Origin of the sequence: Saccharothrix obliqua (genome assembly GCF_019375475.1) — a bacterium.
GTDB lineage: Bacteria > Actinomycetota > Actinomycetes > Mycobacteriales > Pseudonocardiaceae > Actinosynnema > Actinosynnema obliqua.
On the sequence record NZ_JAHXGQ010000002.1, the window covers coordinates 303,654 to 318,018 of the forward strand.

Here is a 14,365-nt window from a genome sequence, read left to right on the forward strand (position 1 = left end):
TCACTTCTCCCGGCTGAAGCGGATGCGGACGGCGTCGGACAGCAGGCGGAACGCGAACGGCAGGTCGTCGCGCAGGTAGCGCTTCGCGAGCCGGCGGGGCTCCAGGGCGAGGCGGTGCAGCCACTCCGCACCCATCTTCTGCACCACGCCCGAGGCGCGGCGGAACTCGCCCGCCGCCATCGGGATGCCCGCGCCGCAGCCGAGGTGCCAGGCGGCGGGCAGTTCGGCGCGCAGCAACCGGATCAGCTTCTCCTGCCGGGGGAATCCGAGGCCGACCAGCACCAGGTCCGGTTCGGTCGCCACCGCGCGCGCGACGGTCTCGGCGGTCGCCGCCTCGTCCGCGTCGAACCCGAACGGCGGCGAGTCCACACCCGCCACGCGCAAACCCGGGAACCGCGCCCGCAACGCGTCCGCCGCCTTCTCCGGCGTGCCGGGCTTCCCGCCGAGCAGGTACACCGAGCGGCCTTCCCGCGCGGCGGCGCCGGACAGCGTGAACACCAGCGACGCGCCGGTGACCCGTTCCGGCAGCGGCACACCCGCGATGCGACCCGCCCACACCACCGGCATCCCGTCGGCGACCACCAGCTCCGATTCCGCGATCAACGCGGCGAGGCCGGGTTCCCGGGTGGCGGCGCGGACGATGTCCACGTTGGCGGTGACGATCGCGCCGCCCTCGCCCCGCCGCCAGGCCGCGACGACGTGGTCGGCGACCCCGGTTTCGCGGACGGACCACACGTCGACGGCACCCACCCGGACCACGGGCGGTGGGATCTGCGGCATAACCGCGTCATCGGGTTGCGCGGCGTCGCCGTTACCGGCCGGCGGTGTGATCGACAACGCGAGCGCCCCTCGGGTAACGACGACCGGCCCCACCCGATAACGAGGGCATGTACGTCGCGTCCGCCCGGCCGACCGAGCGGGTCAAGGGCAAGGTCCCGGGCACCGTGATCGCGTTGGGCACGGTAAGCCTCCTCACCGACATCTCCGCCGAGATGATCACCGCGTTCATGCCCGTGTACCTGTTGTTCACGCTCCAGATGGGCTACGCGCAATTCGGTGTCCTGGATGGCCTGTACACGGGTGCGACGGCGGTGCTCCGGCTCGTCGGCGGGCACCTGTCCGACCGCACCCACCGGCACAAGGCGGTCGCGGCCGTCGGCTACGGGCTGTCCGCCGTGACCAAGCTGGTGTTCCCGGCGGTCGGGGCGAACGCGTTCGGCATCGGCGCGGCGATGGCCGCCGACCGGGCGGGCAAGGGCTTGCGCACCGCGCCCCGCGACGCCCTGATCTCCCTGGCCACTCCCCCGGACCGGCTCGGCGCGGCGTTCGGCCTGCACCGCGCCATGGACACGGTCGGCGCGCTGCTCGGCCCGCTGGTGACGTTCCTGCTGCTGTACCAGGTGGGCATCGTCGCCGGGCCGGTGTTCGTGGTCAGCGCGTGCTTCGCCGTCATCGGGCTGATCGTGCTGGTGGCCTTCGTCCGGGAGAACCGCGCCGAGAAGCGCCCGGGACCCAAGCCCTCCGTGCGCGCCGGGTTGGCGCTGTTGAAGGAGGCGGGTTACCGGAAGGTGGCGCTCGCGGCGGCCGTGCTGGGCCTGGCCACGCTGTCCGACGCGTTCGTGTTCATCCTGGTGCAGAAGGCGACCGACGTGCCGCAGGCGGCGCTGCCGCTGATGCCGCTGGGCACCGCACTGGTGTTCCTGGCCGCCGCCGCGCCCGTCGGGCGGCTCGCGGACCGGGTCGGCCGGTGGTGGGTCTTCCTCGGCGGCCACGTGCTGCTGCTCGCGGTGTACGTGCTGCTCCTCGCGCCCGGCAGCGGTTACTTCGGCATGGGCGCGGCACTGCTGCTGCACGGCCTGTTCTACGCCGCGACGGACGGCGTGCTGTCGGCACGCGTGAGCACGCTGGTGCCCGAGTCGTTGCGCGCGTCGGGCCTGTCCGTGGTCCAGACGGGGCAGGCCCTCACCCGCCTGGTCTCCTCGGTCGGCTTCGGCTTCCTGCTCCAGTTCGCGGCGTTCGGCACGGCCGTCTACACCGCCATCGGGGCACTGGTGGTGGCGGTCGTGCTGGCTTGGCGAATGTCCTGAGGCGGGGGCCTCCCAAGCTATATCGTGGTCGCTTCACAGCGGAGCGATTCGGAGCCTCCATTGAAGCGTCCGTGGTGGGTCAGACAACTGTTATGGGCGGTCCCGCTGCTGCTCGGCGTATCGGGGTTCGTCGTGTGGTTGCTGTTGTTGGGCAACAAGGGCCAGGGCATCGCCGACGCGGTGTCGTTGCTGGTCGGCACGGCCTCGCTGGTCGTGACCCTGCTCGGCCTCCAGCACTCCGCCGTCCGCAAGGGTGCGGAGAGGCCGCGCAAACCACTGCCGCGGTGGGTGTTCGCCGCGGTCGGCGTCGCGGTCGGCGCGATCGCCGGCGCGTTCTTCTGGTTCCTGGTCGTGAAACCGGACGTGCCGGTCACCGACCTGGTCGACATCGGCAACGGCGACCGGATGGCCGACGGGGAGCAGGCCAGTTTCCGGGTGCCGGGCCTGCCGCCCGAGCGGCGGTACCTGTTCTTCGTCCCGACGCTGGTGAACCACGACTCCGTCGGTGACTGCGTAGGCGCGGCGCGGCTGTCCGTGACGCTGGTCCGCGACGGCCGCAAGGACGCGGTCCGCGAGGACCTGCTGCCCAACCGGGAGATCCGCCTGGACCTCGACGGCACCGCCCGGGAGGCGCGGGTGCTGATCGCCTTGGCCATGCCCGACCCCGCCTGCGTGGTGGACCTCGACGTCACCGAAGCCGTGCTCTACAACTGAGGAGACCAGGATGTCCCGCCGAGTTCCCGCCGTGCTCGCCGCGGTGGTCCTGCTGGCCGCGTGCCAGGGCCCGATCAACCCGTCGCCGACGTCCACGGGCCGCAGCGCGCTGATCCGCTCGGTCAACGTCGGCGTCGGCACCGACATCCCCGGCCTGGCCGTGCTGAACCCGGACACGCACGAGCGGCGCGGGTTCGACGTGGACCTGTACCGGTGGCTGGCCAACAACACCGAGCCGAAGTTCGAGCCGGTCGAGGTGGACGTGCTCATCCCGGACCGGGTCAACGAGCTGGCACTGGGCCGCGTGCAGATGCTGGTGCACACGTTCTCGATCACCGACCAGCGACGCGGCAAGATCGGGTTCGCCGGTCCCTACCTGGTGACCCAGCAGGGCATCATGGTCCGCGCGGGCGACGAGCGCATCAAGACCATCGACGACCTGACCGGGAAGACGGTGTGCAGCCAGGCGGGCAGCACGTCCTACGAGCAGCTCACCAGCGGGGCGCTGAAGGGCAAGGTGACCACGACCAGCGAGGTCGGCACCCGCCAGTGCGTGGACCGGCTGCTGCGGCAGGAGGTGGACGCCGCGTCCACCGACGAGATCATCCTGCGCGGCTTCGCCCACCAGACGCCGGGCCTCAAGGTGCTGGACCTGACGTTCGGCACGCAGGAGCGCTACGGCGTCGGCCTGCCCAAGGGCGACCGGGCGCTGTGCGAGCGGATCACCGAGGGCATCAAGGAGTTCATCACCAACGGCGCGTGGGACCAGTTCTTCCGCTCCAACTTCGGTGATCTCCCCGTCGAGGGGCACAAGCCGAACCCGTACCGGCTCGACCCGTGCCCGTAGCCGACGTGGTCAGAACCGGTACACGTGCACCTGGTACGGGCCGAACGCGTCGACGATCCGGCCGTTCTCGATGGGCACGGTCCGGTTCTCGTCCACCACCACGGCCGTTCCGGAGCGCACCGGCACGGTGATCTCGACCCGGGCGGCGCCGCTGCGGGGCAGCGCGGTGTTGCCGTCGGTCTGCGCGAGCACCCAACGCGCGCCCTCGGCCTGCTTGTGCAGCACGGACACCGGGACGTCGTGGTCGCTCCTCGCCGTCACGCCCGGCAGGCTCGCCGCGTTCAACACGGGGGCGAGCGACGTCAACCGCGCGTTCACGGCCTTCACCCGCTCGGTGATCTCCGGCCTGGTCAGCACGCTGGAGTATTCACCCCTGCCCTCCGGGTAGAAGCTGTGCGCGAAGTAGTTGATGCCGGTCGCCCCGTGCAGGACGGTGTTCCACACCGCGGACTCCAGTTGGTCCGGCGTGATGGTCTCGCCCTTGTCGTGGGGGTGCCCCGTCTCCACGAACCCGTACAGCGGTTTGTCCGGGCCGCACCACTTCCGCATCACGTCGAGGACCTCGCCGTAGCTGAACGCACCGACCCGGTCACCGCGGTCCGGGTGCGTCCACCCGTAGTAGTCGGCGGACGCGATGTCCGCGGCGGCGCAGTACGTGCGCATGTCCTCTTCGTACGACTTCTCGATGTGGCCGTACCCGACGCCGCCGCCGGGGGTCCCCATCCACACGCCGAAGTTCAGGTACGTCGGCCGGGTCGGGTCCTGGGCCCGCGTCCGGTCCGCCTTGGCCAGGATCGCGGACGGCTGCATGTCCGGGTGGAACACGTCACCGTAGACCTTGTTCATGTCCGGCTCGTCCGCCACGAGGTAGCCCACGTAGTTGCGCGCGTGCTCGGTGTCCCGCAGCACGTCGTCCACGCGCTTGGCGTCCACGTACACCCGCCAGCCGGTCTCGACCAGCCCTTCCCGCCGCAGGTACCACCACTCGTCCTCCCACAGCCCGAGGCCGGCGCCGATGCCGATCGCCGGGTAGGCCGTCCCGAGCTTCACGCCGTTCTCGACCGAGGACGGGTCCTGCATCCAGACGTTGATCGGGAACACGTTCGGGTCGCCGGTGGGGTTGGGGCCGTTGGGCCACTTGCGGTACTGCTCCACCACCGGAGCGGGCACGGGCGCGGGCGGCGGCTCGGCCTCCGCCGTGCACGCGGCGGTGAGCAGGACGAGGACCGGCAGGAACCGGGGTCGGGACACGTCAGCCCGCCCGACCGCGTGCCGCGATGATCCGCTTGGCCCGCTCGAAGCCGTCCGCGCCGAGCACCCTCAGCGCCGCGGTCTTCGCCAGGTACCGGGCGCCGTCACGCGCGACGCGCTTCGGGTGGCCGACGTACCGGTCCCGCGCCAGCACCCGCCGGTCCGGTTCGGCCACGTCGTCCAGCGCGTCGCCGAACAACGCGCGGTACGGCGCGGGCGACACCAGCCGGCCACGCGTGCGGTTGCTGACGTTGCCGCCGTGCACCACCTGGAGCCAGCCCGGCGCGCCACCCAGCGACACCCACCGGCCGTGCCGGTGCAGCCGGTTGTGCCAGTCGGCCCAGCAGGTGACCGGGTCGTCCCAGGGCTCCCGCATGGACGCGAACGCGTTGTCCTTGTCGTGGTGCGCGTACACCCCGGTGGGACTCTTGACCAGGCCGTTGGCCAGGTAGAGCGCCGTGCGGCCACCGGTCGGGCGGTCCGCCTGGAGCCGGGCGACGAAATCGGCGGCGAGCGCGTCGTCGTTGTCCAGGTTGCTGGTGATCAGCCCGTCGCCCTTGACCGGGAACAGCTTCCCGATGTCCTCCAGCAGCTCGTCGCGGCTGACCTGCTCGCGGAACACCGGCGTGTAGGCGTCGCCGTGCGAGGCGATCCGGTCCTTGAGCCACTGGGGGCTCTCCGGGTCGAAGTAGATGATCCACCGGTAGTTCGCGGACGTCTGCGCGCGCACCGACGGCAGGCAGTACCGCTCGAACAACCCGACGCGCTCGGTCAACCAGCCCTCACGTGCCCGCACGACGCTCTCGGCCCCGACGGACGGCAGGTTGAAGCGCGTCAGAATGACGTGGTCCATCACGTCCCCTTCCCGTTGTCCCGTACATCGGGATCGCGCGGTCATCGTTATCCGATCGCCTGCTAACGCTCCGTCGCGGGGACCGATGTGTAGGACGTGACTGAAGCCCCGACACGACCTACGGTCGACGTCGTCATCCCGTGCTACAACTACGCGCGCTTCCTCCGCGCCTGTGTGCGCAGCGTGCTCGACCAACCGGGCGTGGACGTCCGGGTGCTCATCATCGACGACACGTCGACCGACGAGACGCCCGAGGTGATGGCCGAACTCACCGAGGACCCCCGGGTCGAGGGCCGCCGGCACGAGGTGAACCAGGGGCACATCGCCACCTACAACGAGGGTTTGCTGGAGTGGGCGAAGGCCGACTACACGGTCCTGCTGTCCGCGGACGACCTGCTCGCCCCGGGCTCGCTCGCCCGCGCGGCGGAGGTGTTCGAGGCCAACCCGAACGTCGGCATGGTGTACGGGCGCGTCGTGTACTACTCCGACCACGACGACCTGCCCTCGGTGGTGACGCCGCCCGCCGGCCACACCGTCTGGTCCGGTGTGGACTGGATCGAGAACCGCTGCCGCACCGGGCAGAACGTGTTGTCGTCACCGGAAGCCGTGGTCCGCACGTCGGTGCAGCAGCAGGTCGGCGGCTACCGCCCGGACCTGCCGCACGCGGGCGACCTGGAGATGTGGATGCGCATCGCCGCCGTCTCCGACATCGGCTACGTGCGCGGCAAGCCCGCTGCCTTCTACCGCGTGCACCAGCAGAGCATGTTCCGCACGCAGTTCTCCTCGGTCTTCGCCGACCTGGAGCAGCGGCGGGCGGTGTTCGAGCGGTTCTTCGCCGAGCACCCCGACCTGCCGCCACGCCTCAAGCACCTGGCCGACCGGTCCATCGCGAAGGACGCGTTGTGGCGTGCCGTTCGCGCGTACGACCGGGACAAGCTCGCGGAGATCCCCACCGAGGAGCTGGTGGCGTTCGCCCGCGCGGTCTACGCGCACACCGAGCACCTGCCCGAGTACCGGGCGCTGCGGCGGCGCAAGGCGCTGGGCCCCAAGCTGTGCAGCCGCACCCAGCTGTTCGTCGGCGCGCACCTCGCCAAGCGCGGCCGCGGCCTGGTCGGCAAGCAGGTCTGGAAGTGGCGCGGCCAGTGACCACCCTGGAGGGCGAGGTCACGCGGGCGATCCGGTGGAGCGCGGTCAACAGCCTGGTGCAGCGGGTCTCGCAGGTCGGCGTCGGCGTCCTGCTCGCGCGCCTCATCGCGCCCGAGCAGTTCGGCGTCTTCGCCGTGGCCCTCGTCGTGCTCAACATCGTGCTCAGCGTCAGCGAGATGGGCGTGAGCGTCGCCCTCGTGCGCACCGACGAGCCGGTCGAGGAGATCGCGCCGACCGTCACCACCCTGTCCGTGCTGTCCGGCTGCCTGCTGTGCCTGGTGTGCGTGGTGGGCGCGCCGTGGTTCGCCGACACCATGGGCACCCCGCAGGCGACCGGCGTCATCCAGCTCATGTCGGTGGCGCTGGTGATCGCGGGCGCGTCAGCGGTGCCGGGCGCGTTGCTGCAACGGGAGTTCCGCCAGGACCACAAGTTCGCGGCGGACACCTCGGCGTTCGTCGTGGGCACCGCGGTCGTCGTCGTGCTGGCCCTCCTCGGCTTCGGCGCGTGGAGCCTCGCGTGGTCGAGGATCGCCACGAACCTCACGGCCGCGGTGGTCATGTTCGCCTTCACCAAGGAGCGCTACCGCCCCGGCTTCAACCCGGCCAGGGCCCGCGAGGTGCTGGCCTTCGGCCTGCCGCTGGCGGGCGCGTCGCTGCTGGTGTTCGGCGTCCTCAACGTGGACGGCATCATCGTCGGCAGCCTCCTCGGCACCGTTCCGCTGGGGTACTACCTGCTGGCGACGAACCTGGCGAACTGGCCGGTGGGCGCGTTCTCCCAGCCGGTGCGCAGCGTGTCGCTGGTGGCGTTCTCGAAGGTGCGCGACGACCCGGACCTGTTCCGGCGGACGTTCGCCCGCGCGCTCGGCCTGCTCGCCCTGTTCACCGTCCCGGCCTGCGTCCTGCTGGCGTCCCTCGCGGACCCGTTGGTGCGCACCGTGTACGGGGACCGGTGGGCTCCCGCCGCCGCCGCGCTCGCCGCCCTGGTGCTGCTGGGGGCCATGCGCGTGGCGCTCGAACTGGGCTACGACTACCTGGCCGGCGCGGGCCGGTCGAGAGCGATCCTGGTGATCCACGTCATCTGGCTGGCGGCGCTGGCGCCCCTGCTGGCGCTCGGCGCGCACCTGGACGGCATCCGCGGCGTCGCGCTCGCGCAGAGCTTCGTGGTGCTGGTCTTCATCGTGCCCGCCTACCTCGTCGCGTTCCGGCCGTACGGCTTGCGGGCGCGTGCCCTGGGTGCGGCCGTGGCCCGACCGGTGGCGGGCGGCGCGGCGATGGTCGCCGTCGCCTTGGCCGTGCAGTGGTTCGTGACGGACCCGTTGTGGCGCTTGGTCATCGGCGGCGCGTTGTCACTGGCGGCCTACACCGCCGTCGTCTTCCCCCTCCGCCACGAGGCGCTGGGGCTGCTGCGAAGGGGTCGGCGTTGAGCGCATTCCAGCGGCGCGCGCACCAGGTGTCGCGCATCGTCCGCGAGCAGGGCGTCAAGCACCTGGGCGCACGGGCCCTGCGGCACGCGGCGAAACGCCTGGGCGCGGAGGCCGAGGTGTTCCCGGTGCGCCTGGAGGACGTGCGGGCGGCCGACCTCACCCGTCCCAGGCCGCCTGCTCATGCCCTCCCGGTCCCACCGGACGGTTCGTTGACGGTGAACTGGATCAGCACCCCGCCGGCACCCAACTCCGGCGGCCACACCACGATGTTCCGGCTCATCCAGCACCTGGAGCGATCGGGCCACACCTGCCGGCTGTACCTGTACGACGTGTACGGCAGTCGCGCGGTCGACCACGAGCCGGTGATCCGCGCCGCCTACCCCGGTTTCCGCGGCGAGGTGCGGGACGTGACCGCCGGCATGGCCGACGCGCACGCCGTCTTCGCCACCGCTTGGATGACCGCCTACCCCGCGTTCAACGACCCGTGCGCCGGCAAGCGGTTCTACCTGGTGCAGGACTACGAGCCGTGGTTCTTCCCGGTGGGCGGGCTGTCGGCGCTGGCCGAGAACACCTACCGGATGGGCTTCCACGGCTTCACCGCGGGCCGTTTCCTGGCGGAGAAGCTGCACGCGGACCTCGGGATGTCCGCCGACTGGTTCGACTTCGGCTGCGACACCGAGCGCTACCACCTCCAGGAAGGCGCGAAGCGCGACGGGGTGGTCTTCTACGCGCGCCGCCTGGCACCACGCCGAGCCATCGAGGTCGGCCTGCTGGCACTGGAGGTCTTCGCCGAGCGGCACCCCGACATCAAGATCCACACCTACGGCGAGAAGATCGGCTCGATCGGCAGGAACCACATCGACCACGGCTTGGTTAAGCCGGACCAGCTCAACACCATCTACAACCGCTGCTACGCGGGCCTGACGCTGTCGATGACCAACGTTTCCCTGGTGCCGCACGAAATGCTGGCGGCGGGCTGCATCCCCGTGGTGAACGAGGCGGAGCACAACCGAGTCGTCCTGGACAACCCCCATGTCCGCTACGCGCCCCCCACCCCCCACGACCTGGCCCGCGCACTGTCCGACGTGGTAACCGCACCGAACCACGCGACAACCGCCAAAACAGCGGCAACCAGCGTAACCACCAGGTCCTGGGACACCGCGGGCCACAAACTGGAGAAGGTACTCAGACAGCACCTAAACGCCTAGCTCCACACCGCCACCCTGCTGCGTGTCATCCCCGTATGGCGGCTCGGGTAACCTGGGCCGACCTGCACTCGCTGGTCAGCGTGTCCTGTGACGACCAGGGGTGGCCTGGTGTCGCGGGTAGCGGCCGGGCGGTGATCCCACGGGAACACGGGTTGGCCGCTGTTGTCACTACTAGCACAACGCAACACGCCATCCTACGGGCGTCGCTGTCTGATCACCCATCGTGACACTGTGACGCCATGGGAGAGGGGGCGGTGTGGTGTCGGTCGGGGGTGTGATCGCGCGGATTCAGGCAGCGTGCGCAAAAGGCGAGCAAGCACGGACGGCACTGGAACGGGCAGAAGACCTGGCCGGGGCAGCCCACGCCATGTTGGCCCGCGCCTTGGAAGGCTCGACTCACCTGGAGTCCGAGGTGGCCGCGATGCTGTCGCAGTTGACGCAAGTGGCGGACGGGTGCAAGGGGTACCTGTGGCCGCTGCTCAACGAGGCCATCAGAGCCGCTGAGGGCTACGCGGACCGCTTGACGGCCCAGGGCACGCCGACACCGGGGCTGGACGCCCGACAACCGGCACAACCGCCCCAACGACCCCCGGCCCACCAGTCCGAACCCGACGACCCGCCCGAGCGGATCGAACAGCTACGGCGCGAGCTGCCCCCGCCGGTCGTGCCCAGTACCGGGCAGAGGACTCACGGCCGGTGGATAGGCCCGGACGGCCAGGCCCGACCGATCACCAGCGGGAAGGACGCGCGATCGGACCTGGCCGAACGACAGTTGGCGGCGAAAGGACTGCCCAGCCGAACCCTCCGTTCCGGTGACGTTGAAATGAAACTGGCCGCAGACATGGCCGCGAACGGGATCAAACACGCAACCGTGGTGATCAACCACGTCCCGTGCAAAGGCCGGATGAACTGTGACACCCTCGTTCCGATCCTTCTCCCCGAGGGGGCCACACTGACGGTGTACGGCATCAACGCCAACGGGACACGCACCCGCGTCCGCTACAGAGGAGCACAGCCGTGGTGGACCTGGAACTCTGGTACGACCTAGAAAGCGACGAACCCACCATCGTCCGCGACCCGGCCGAGTTGGACGCCGCCCTGGACATCGTGGCCGGTTGGCCCGGTCGGATCATCGTGGACGTGTACGTGGCCGCGAATCCCGCGCGTGCGGTGTTCAACGTCGGTGTTCACGGTGAGGCCGGGCGCGGTGCGCTCTACTACTCGGGCGACGGTGGCGCGTGGTTCAGCCAGGGCGCTCCCGGCCCGGACCGGAGTCCGGTCGAAACAATCCTGTACTACTACATGAATTCGGACACCGAATACCCGGCCGATTCCGAAATCCCGCTGGACGTGGTGCGCCGGGCCGCCCACGAGTACATGACCACGGGTGGGAACCGGCCCACCGTCACCGACTGGCAGGTACGCCGGCCATGACCACCCCGGCCCGTCCCGAACAACGACACGCAGCCCGCTTGTAACGTCATCCTTGGCGGTCTGCCGAGCGAGCGTCGTTTTCCATCCTCACACCGGCGACGGCGAAGCAGCATCCGGGATCAGCAGCGCAGCCGCCGCCGACCCGTCCACCGGCACCACGTGGATCGCCGACAGCTTCGACCCCTTGGGCACCGCGGCGAACGCGATCCGCTGGTCGTCCAACCACGTGGCCTGGTCGTCGACTCCCGCCGTGCCCGGCAGTCGCCGCTCCTCCCCCGTCTTCAGGTCGAGCACCGCGAGATCCCACGGCCCCAACCGCCCGATCCGCTTCTTGTAGGCGATCTTCGTGCCGTCCGGTGACAGCGACGGGCACTCCGCGTCACGCCGCAACGACGTCAGCTTCCGGTCCACCAGGTCGCCCTTGACCAGCCACGTGTACCCGCCGGACGCCAGGGTGGCGTAGAACGTCCGGTCGTCCGAGGCAACGGTCAGGCCCCAGTAGTTCACGTCCTGTGCCGTGTGGACCTTCCCCTCGACCTCGGCCGTGAAGCCCTCCAGGGACTCCACGTCCTCCCCCGTCCTCAGGTCCAGGAACCCCGTGCGGGTGGAGAACCCGCCGGGCACCAGGTACGAGTCGCCGGTGACGAACGACGTCCACGACACGACCTGACCCGACGACGAGACCTTCGCCCGGCTGGGCACGCCCGGCAGGGGCACCTTCCGCACCTCGCCACCGCGGGTCACCTCGGCGGCGTACGTCGGCCCGGGTCCGGCGAGCTTGAGGCACACCGTCGTCCCGGCCGCGCGGTACACCCGCTGGCACGTCAGATCGGTCCCGCTGCGGGCTTCCGGGGCCGCCAGCGCGGCCTGCTCGACCCGGCTGCGGCCGTCGGCCAGCTCCACGAACATCAGATCCGCCCCGGCCGCCGCCACGGGGGCCACCGGTTGATCTCGAACGACCGACGCCACATACACCACACCGGCCGCGACGACCAGTACGATGGCACCGATGGCGAGCGCGACGCGCCGCGAGCCCAAAGTCCATCACCACCTGTAACGACAAGGCGCAAGTCGGCCGATTTCAGAGTAACAACACCTGCTCGGGGTGAACGTGGATCGGGGAGCGGATGGATTTCTGGGGCGCCGTGCGGACGCTGCGGAGGCGCTGGTACATCGCCGTTCCGTCAGCTCTGGTCGCCGTCGCGGTGGCTGCGGGCATCTTCCTGTCGATCCCGACCCGGTACCAGTCGACGGGCGTGATGGTGCTGACCACGCCGGCGGCGGGTGGCACGTTCTCGCAGAAGGTCACGCCCGAAGAGGCGGTGAAGATCAACCCTTTACTCGCCTTCGACGCCAGCCTGTCGACCACGTCCCAGATCCTGGCGCAGATCCTGGCCGACCCGAAGACCCGCGAGCAGCTCGGCATCACCAAGGACTCACCGCAGAACTACACGGCGACCGGTGGTGGGCAGAACGGCCCGTTCCTGTTCGTGACCGGTGACAGCGACTCGCCGGCGGCGGCCGAGAAGATGGTCACCACGGTCATGGAGTTCGCGGCGAAGCAGCTCGACGACCAGCAGCGCAAGCTCAAGGCGCCCGAGTCGACGTTCATCACGTCCCAGGTGATCGTCAACCCCACCGAGGCCGAGGCGCAGATCGGGGGCAAGGTCCGGTACGCGGGCGCGGCGTTCGTGCTGCTGTTGTTGCTCACCACCGCGGCGACCTTCGGGACCGACAGCATCGCGAACCACTTGAAGCGGCGCTCCTCCGGCCGCGCGCAGGCCACCGGCGACCCACAACCCACGGCCGGCGACCAACGCGCACAGCCCAAGGCCAACGAACAACGCGCACAGCCCACAGCCGGCGAGCAACGCGCACAGCCCACCGCCAGTGAACAAACGGTGAAGGTCCAACCCAAGCAACCCACCGCCAGCGAACGCACCGTGAAGATCGCGGTGCCCCTCCGGAACGGCCAACCTCCCCAGAACGGCCAACCGGTCCCGCCGAACAACGCGCCGCGCGCCACCACCCCCCACAAACCCACCTGGCCGAGCAGCGAAGACAGACGTTGACCGAACGGCTCAGGACGAAACAGCGGGCGGATGGCGCGACCCTGGTCTGCGTCTACCTGCTGGCGCTGCTGATCATCCCGGCACGCCTGGTCCTCTCGTTCGTGCCGATGACGTTGCCACCCGCGCTGGTGGTCGCCCTGCTGCTGGGCGTCCTGTGGCTGGCGACGCAGATGGTCGACACGCTCGGCATGGGCAAGGGCCGCAACATCGTCCGCACGGCGGTGGCCCTCTACCTGGCCTCGCACCTCGCGACGTACGGCGTCGCGACCCGCCGCTGGCTCCCGATCGACGAGCTGACGGTCGCCGATTCGAGCATCATCCGGATCGTCGCCTCCCTCAGCGTGGCGGTCTTCATCTGCGACGCGGTGCGGACGAGGGAGCGCTTGGACAAGGTCCTCAAGCTGATCCTCACGTGCTCGGCGGTGATCGCCTTCGTCGGCTTGACGCAGTTCGGCCTGGGCATCGACCTGGCGGGGTACGTCAGCCTCCCGGGCCTCCGCGCGCAGGAGAACGGCTACGCGGTGATGGAGACGCGATCGATCTTCCGCCGGCCGACCGGCACCACGAACCACCCCATCGAGTTCGGCCTGATCTGCGCGATGGCCGTGCCGCTCGGCACGCACTACGTGTTCAAGGCGCGGGACGAGGGGACGCCGCACGTCCGGTGGCTGGTCTGCCTGGCCCTGGTGGGCCTGGGCGCGATGACCGCGCTGTCCCGGACCGCGATCCTGGGCATGGTGGTGGCCGGTGTGGTCATGATCATCACGTTGCCGCGCAAGCGCAAGGTCACCGCGCTGGTGGTGGGTGGCGGGTTCTTCCTCGGCGCGAGCCTGGTGGTGCCGGGCTTGTTCGGCACGTTGCGCGGCATGTTCTCCAACATCGAGGACGACCCGAGCGTGAAGGCCCGCACCGCGGACTACGCGGCGGCGGGTGAGCAGATCGACCAGAACCCGCTGTTGGGCCGGGGGTTCGGGACGTTCCTGCCGACGAAGTACACGATCCTGGACAACCAGTTCCTGCTGACGCTGATCGAGAACGGCTACCTCGGCCTGTTCGCCCTGATCGGCATGTTCCTGGCGGCGGGTTTCGCGGTGGTGCGGGTCCGGATGATCAGCCGGGACGACCACCTCCGGGGTTTGGCGGCGTGCGTCCTGTCGGCGGTTCTCGCGGGTGGTATCGCGGCGATCACGTTCGACCTGCTCGGCTTCAGCGTGGCTACCGGCATGGTGTTCGCGATGATCGGGCTCTCGGGGGCGATGTTGCGGATCGCGCGGCTTGAAGCCGCGCAAACCCGACAAAACGCGAAAAGCGCGGAAGGCACGGGCTGAC

14 protein-coding genes are annotated in these 14,365 nt (G+C 70.2%); 10 read left to right on the forward strand and 4 right to left on the reverse strand.

Annotated features, from left to right (window positions below):
• Positions 1 to 780, reverse strand: coding sequence for a WecB/TagA/CpsF family glycosyltransferase (locus KZQ38_RS07385; protein WP_219439884.1), 780 nt, complete (start codon positions 778 to 780; stop codon positions 1 to 3).
• A gap of 107 nt (positions 781 to 887) precedes the next feature.
• On the opposite strand from KZQ38_RS07385, the gene KZQ38_RS07390 reads away from it, so the two are divergent.
• From KZQ38_RS07390 to KZQ38_RS07400, 3 genes are all read left to right on the forward strand, one after another.
• Positions 888 to 2,087 carry an MFS transporter gene (locus tag KZQ38_RS07390; RefSeq protein ID WP_219439885.1) on the forward strand — a complete coding sequence of 400 codons (1,200 nt, stop codon included), beginning with the start codon at positions 888 to 890 and terminating at the stop codon, positions 2,085 to 2,087.
• A 132-nt stretch (positions 2,088 to 2,219) separates the two neighbouring features.
• Positions 2,220 to 2,801, forward strand: a complete 582-nt coding sequence (locus KZQ38_RS07395; protein WP_219439886.1) for a hypothetical protein — start codon at positions 2,220 to 2,222, stop codon at positions 2,799 to 2,801.
• A 10-nt stretch (positions 2,802 to 2,811) separates the two neighbouring features.
• Positions 2,812 to 3,648, forward strand: coding sequence for a transporter substrate-binding domain-containing protein (locus KZQ38_RS07400; RefSeq protein WP_219439887.1), 837 nt, complete (start codon positions 2,812 to 2,814; stop codon positions 3,646 to 3,648).
• 9 nt (positions 3,649 to 3,657) lie between these two features.
• Here the strand turns inward: KZQ38_RS07400 and KZQ38_RS07405 are convergent, their stop codons facing one another.
• Positions 3,658 to 4,899: a hypothetical protein gene (locus KZQ38_RS07405; protein ID WP_219439888.1), complete on the reverse strand. Its 1,242-nt coding sequence runs from the start codon at positions 4,897 to 4,899 to the stop codon at positions 3,658 to 3,660.
• Between the two features lies 1 nt (position 4,900).
• A complete protein-coding gene (locus KZQ38_RS07410) occupies positions 4,901 to 5,752 on the reverse strand; it encodes a glycosyltransferase (protein WP_219439889.1) in 852 nt (283 codons plus the stop codon).
• Positions 5,753 to 5,848: 96 nt separating this feature from the next.
• On the opposite strand from KZQ38_RS07410, the gene KZQ38_RS07415 reads away from it, so the two are divergent.
• From KZQ38_RS07415 to KZQ38_RS07435, 5 genes are all read left to right on the forward strand, one after another.
• On the forward strand, positions 5,849 to 6,898 hold the full coding sequence (locus KZQ38_RS07415; RefSeq protein ID WP_219439890.1) for a glycosyltransferase family 2 protein: 1,050 nt from the start codon (positions 5,849 to 5,851) through the stop codon (positions 6,896 to 6,898).
• Complete coding sequence (locus KZQ38_RS07420) at positions 6,895 to 8,322, forward strand: lipopolysaccharide biosynthesis protein (RefSeq protein ID WP_219439891.1); 1,428 nt, start codon at positions 6,895 to 6,897, stop codon at positions 8,320 to 8,322. Before KZQ38_RS07415 ends, KZQ38_RS07420 begins: the two co-directional genes overlap by 4 nt.
• On the forward strand, positions 8,319 to 9,530 hold the full coding sequence (locus tag KZQ38_RS07425) for a rhamnosyltransferase WsaF family glycosyltransferase (protein ID WP_219439892.1): 1,212 nt from the start codon (positions 8,319 to 8,321) through the stop codon (positions 9,528 to 9,530). Before KZQ38_RS07420 ends, KZQ38_RS07425 begins: the two co-directional genes overlap by 4 nt.
• A 256-nt stretch (positions 9,531 to 9,786) precedes the next feature.
• Positions 9,787 to 10,578 (forward strand): DddA-like double-stranded DNA deaminase toxin, encoded by a 792-nt coding sequence (locus KZQ38_RS07430; RefSeq protein WP_308258294.1) that lies wholly within the window; start codon positions 9,787 to 9,789, stop codon positions 10,576 to 10,578.
• Positions 10,548 to 10,964, forward strand: coding sequence for an Imm1 family immunity protein (locus KZQ38_RS07435; RefSeq protein WP_219439893.1), 417 nt, complete (start codon positions 10,548 to 10,550; stop codon positions 10,962 to 10,964). The genes KZQ38_RS07430 and KZQ38_RS07435 overlap by 31 nt, the downstream gene beginning before the upstream one ends.
• 87 nt (positions 10,965 to 11,051) lie before the next feature.
• Here KZQ38_RS07435 and KZQ38_RS07440 read toward each other — a convergent pair whose 3' ends face one another.
• Positions 11,052 to 11,906 carry a TolB family protein gene (locus tag KZQ38_RS07440; RefSeq protein ID WP_308258295.1) on the reverse strand — a complete coding sequence of 285 codons (855 nt, stop codon included), beginning with the start codon at positions 11,904 to 11,906 and terminating at the stop codon, positions 11,052 to 11,054.
• Between the two features lie 185 nt (positions 11,907 to 12,091).
• Here KZQ38_RS07440 and KZQ38_RS07445 point away from each other — a divergent pair, with 185 nt between their 5' ends.
• Positions 12,092 to 13,036, forward strand: a complete 945-nt coding sequence (locus tag KZQ38_RS07445; RefSeq protein ID WP_219439895.1) for a hypothetical protein — start codon at positions 12,092 to 12,094, stop codon at positions 13,034 to 13,036.
• Positions 13,033 to 14,364, forward strand: coding sequence for an O-antigen ligase family protein (locus tag KZQ38_RS07450; RefSeq protein ID WP_219439896.1), 1,332 nt, complete (start codon positions 13,033 to 13,035; stop codon positions 14,362 to 14,364). Before KZQ38_RS07445 ends, KZQ38_RS07450 begins: the two co-directional genes overlap by 4 nt.
• Position 14,365 lies beyond the last annotated feature (1 nt).

What these genes read in the sequence shown, in the direction of transcription:
- KZQ38_RS07390 (WP_219439885.1), top strand. Translation starts at nt 888, where the DNA reads ATGTACGTCGCGTCCGCCCGGCCGACCGAGCGGGTCAAGGGCAAGGTC.
- KZQ38_RS07410 (WP_219439889.1), bottom strand. Translation starts at nt 5,752, where the DNA reads ATGGACCACGTCATTCTGACGCGCTTCAACCTGCCGTCCGTCGGGGCC.
- KZQ38_RS07400 (WP_219439887.1), top strand. Translation starts at nt 2,812, where the DNA reads ATGTCCCGCCGAGTTCCCGCCGTGCTCGCCGCGGTGGTCCTGCTGGCC.
- KZQ38_RS07385 (WP_219439884.1), bottom strand. Translation starts at nt 780, where the DNA reads ATGCCGCAGATCCCACCGCCCGTGGTCCGGGTGGGTGCCGTCGACGTG.
- KZQ38_RS07445 (WP_219439895.1), top strand. Translation starts at nt 12,092, where the DNA reads ATGGATTTCTGGGGCGCCGTGCGGACGCTGCGGAGGCGCTGGTACATC.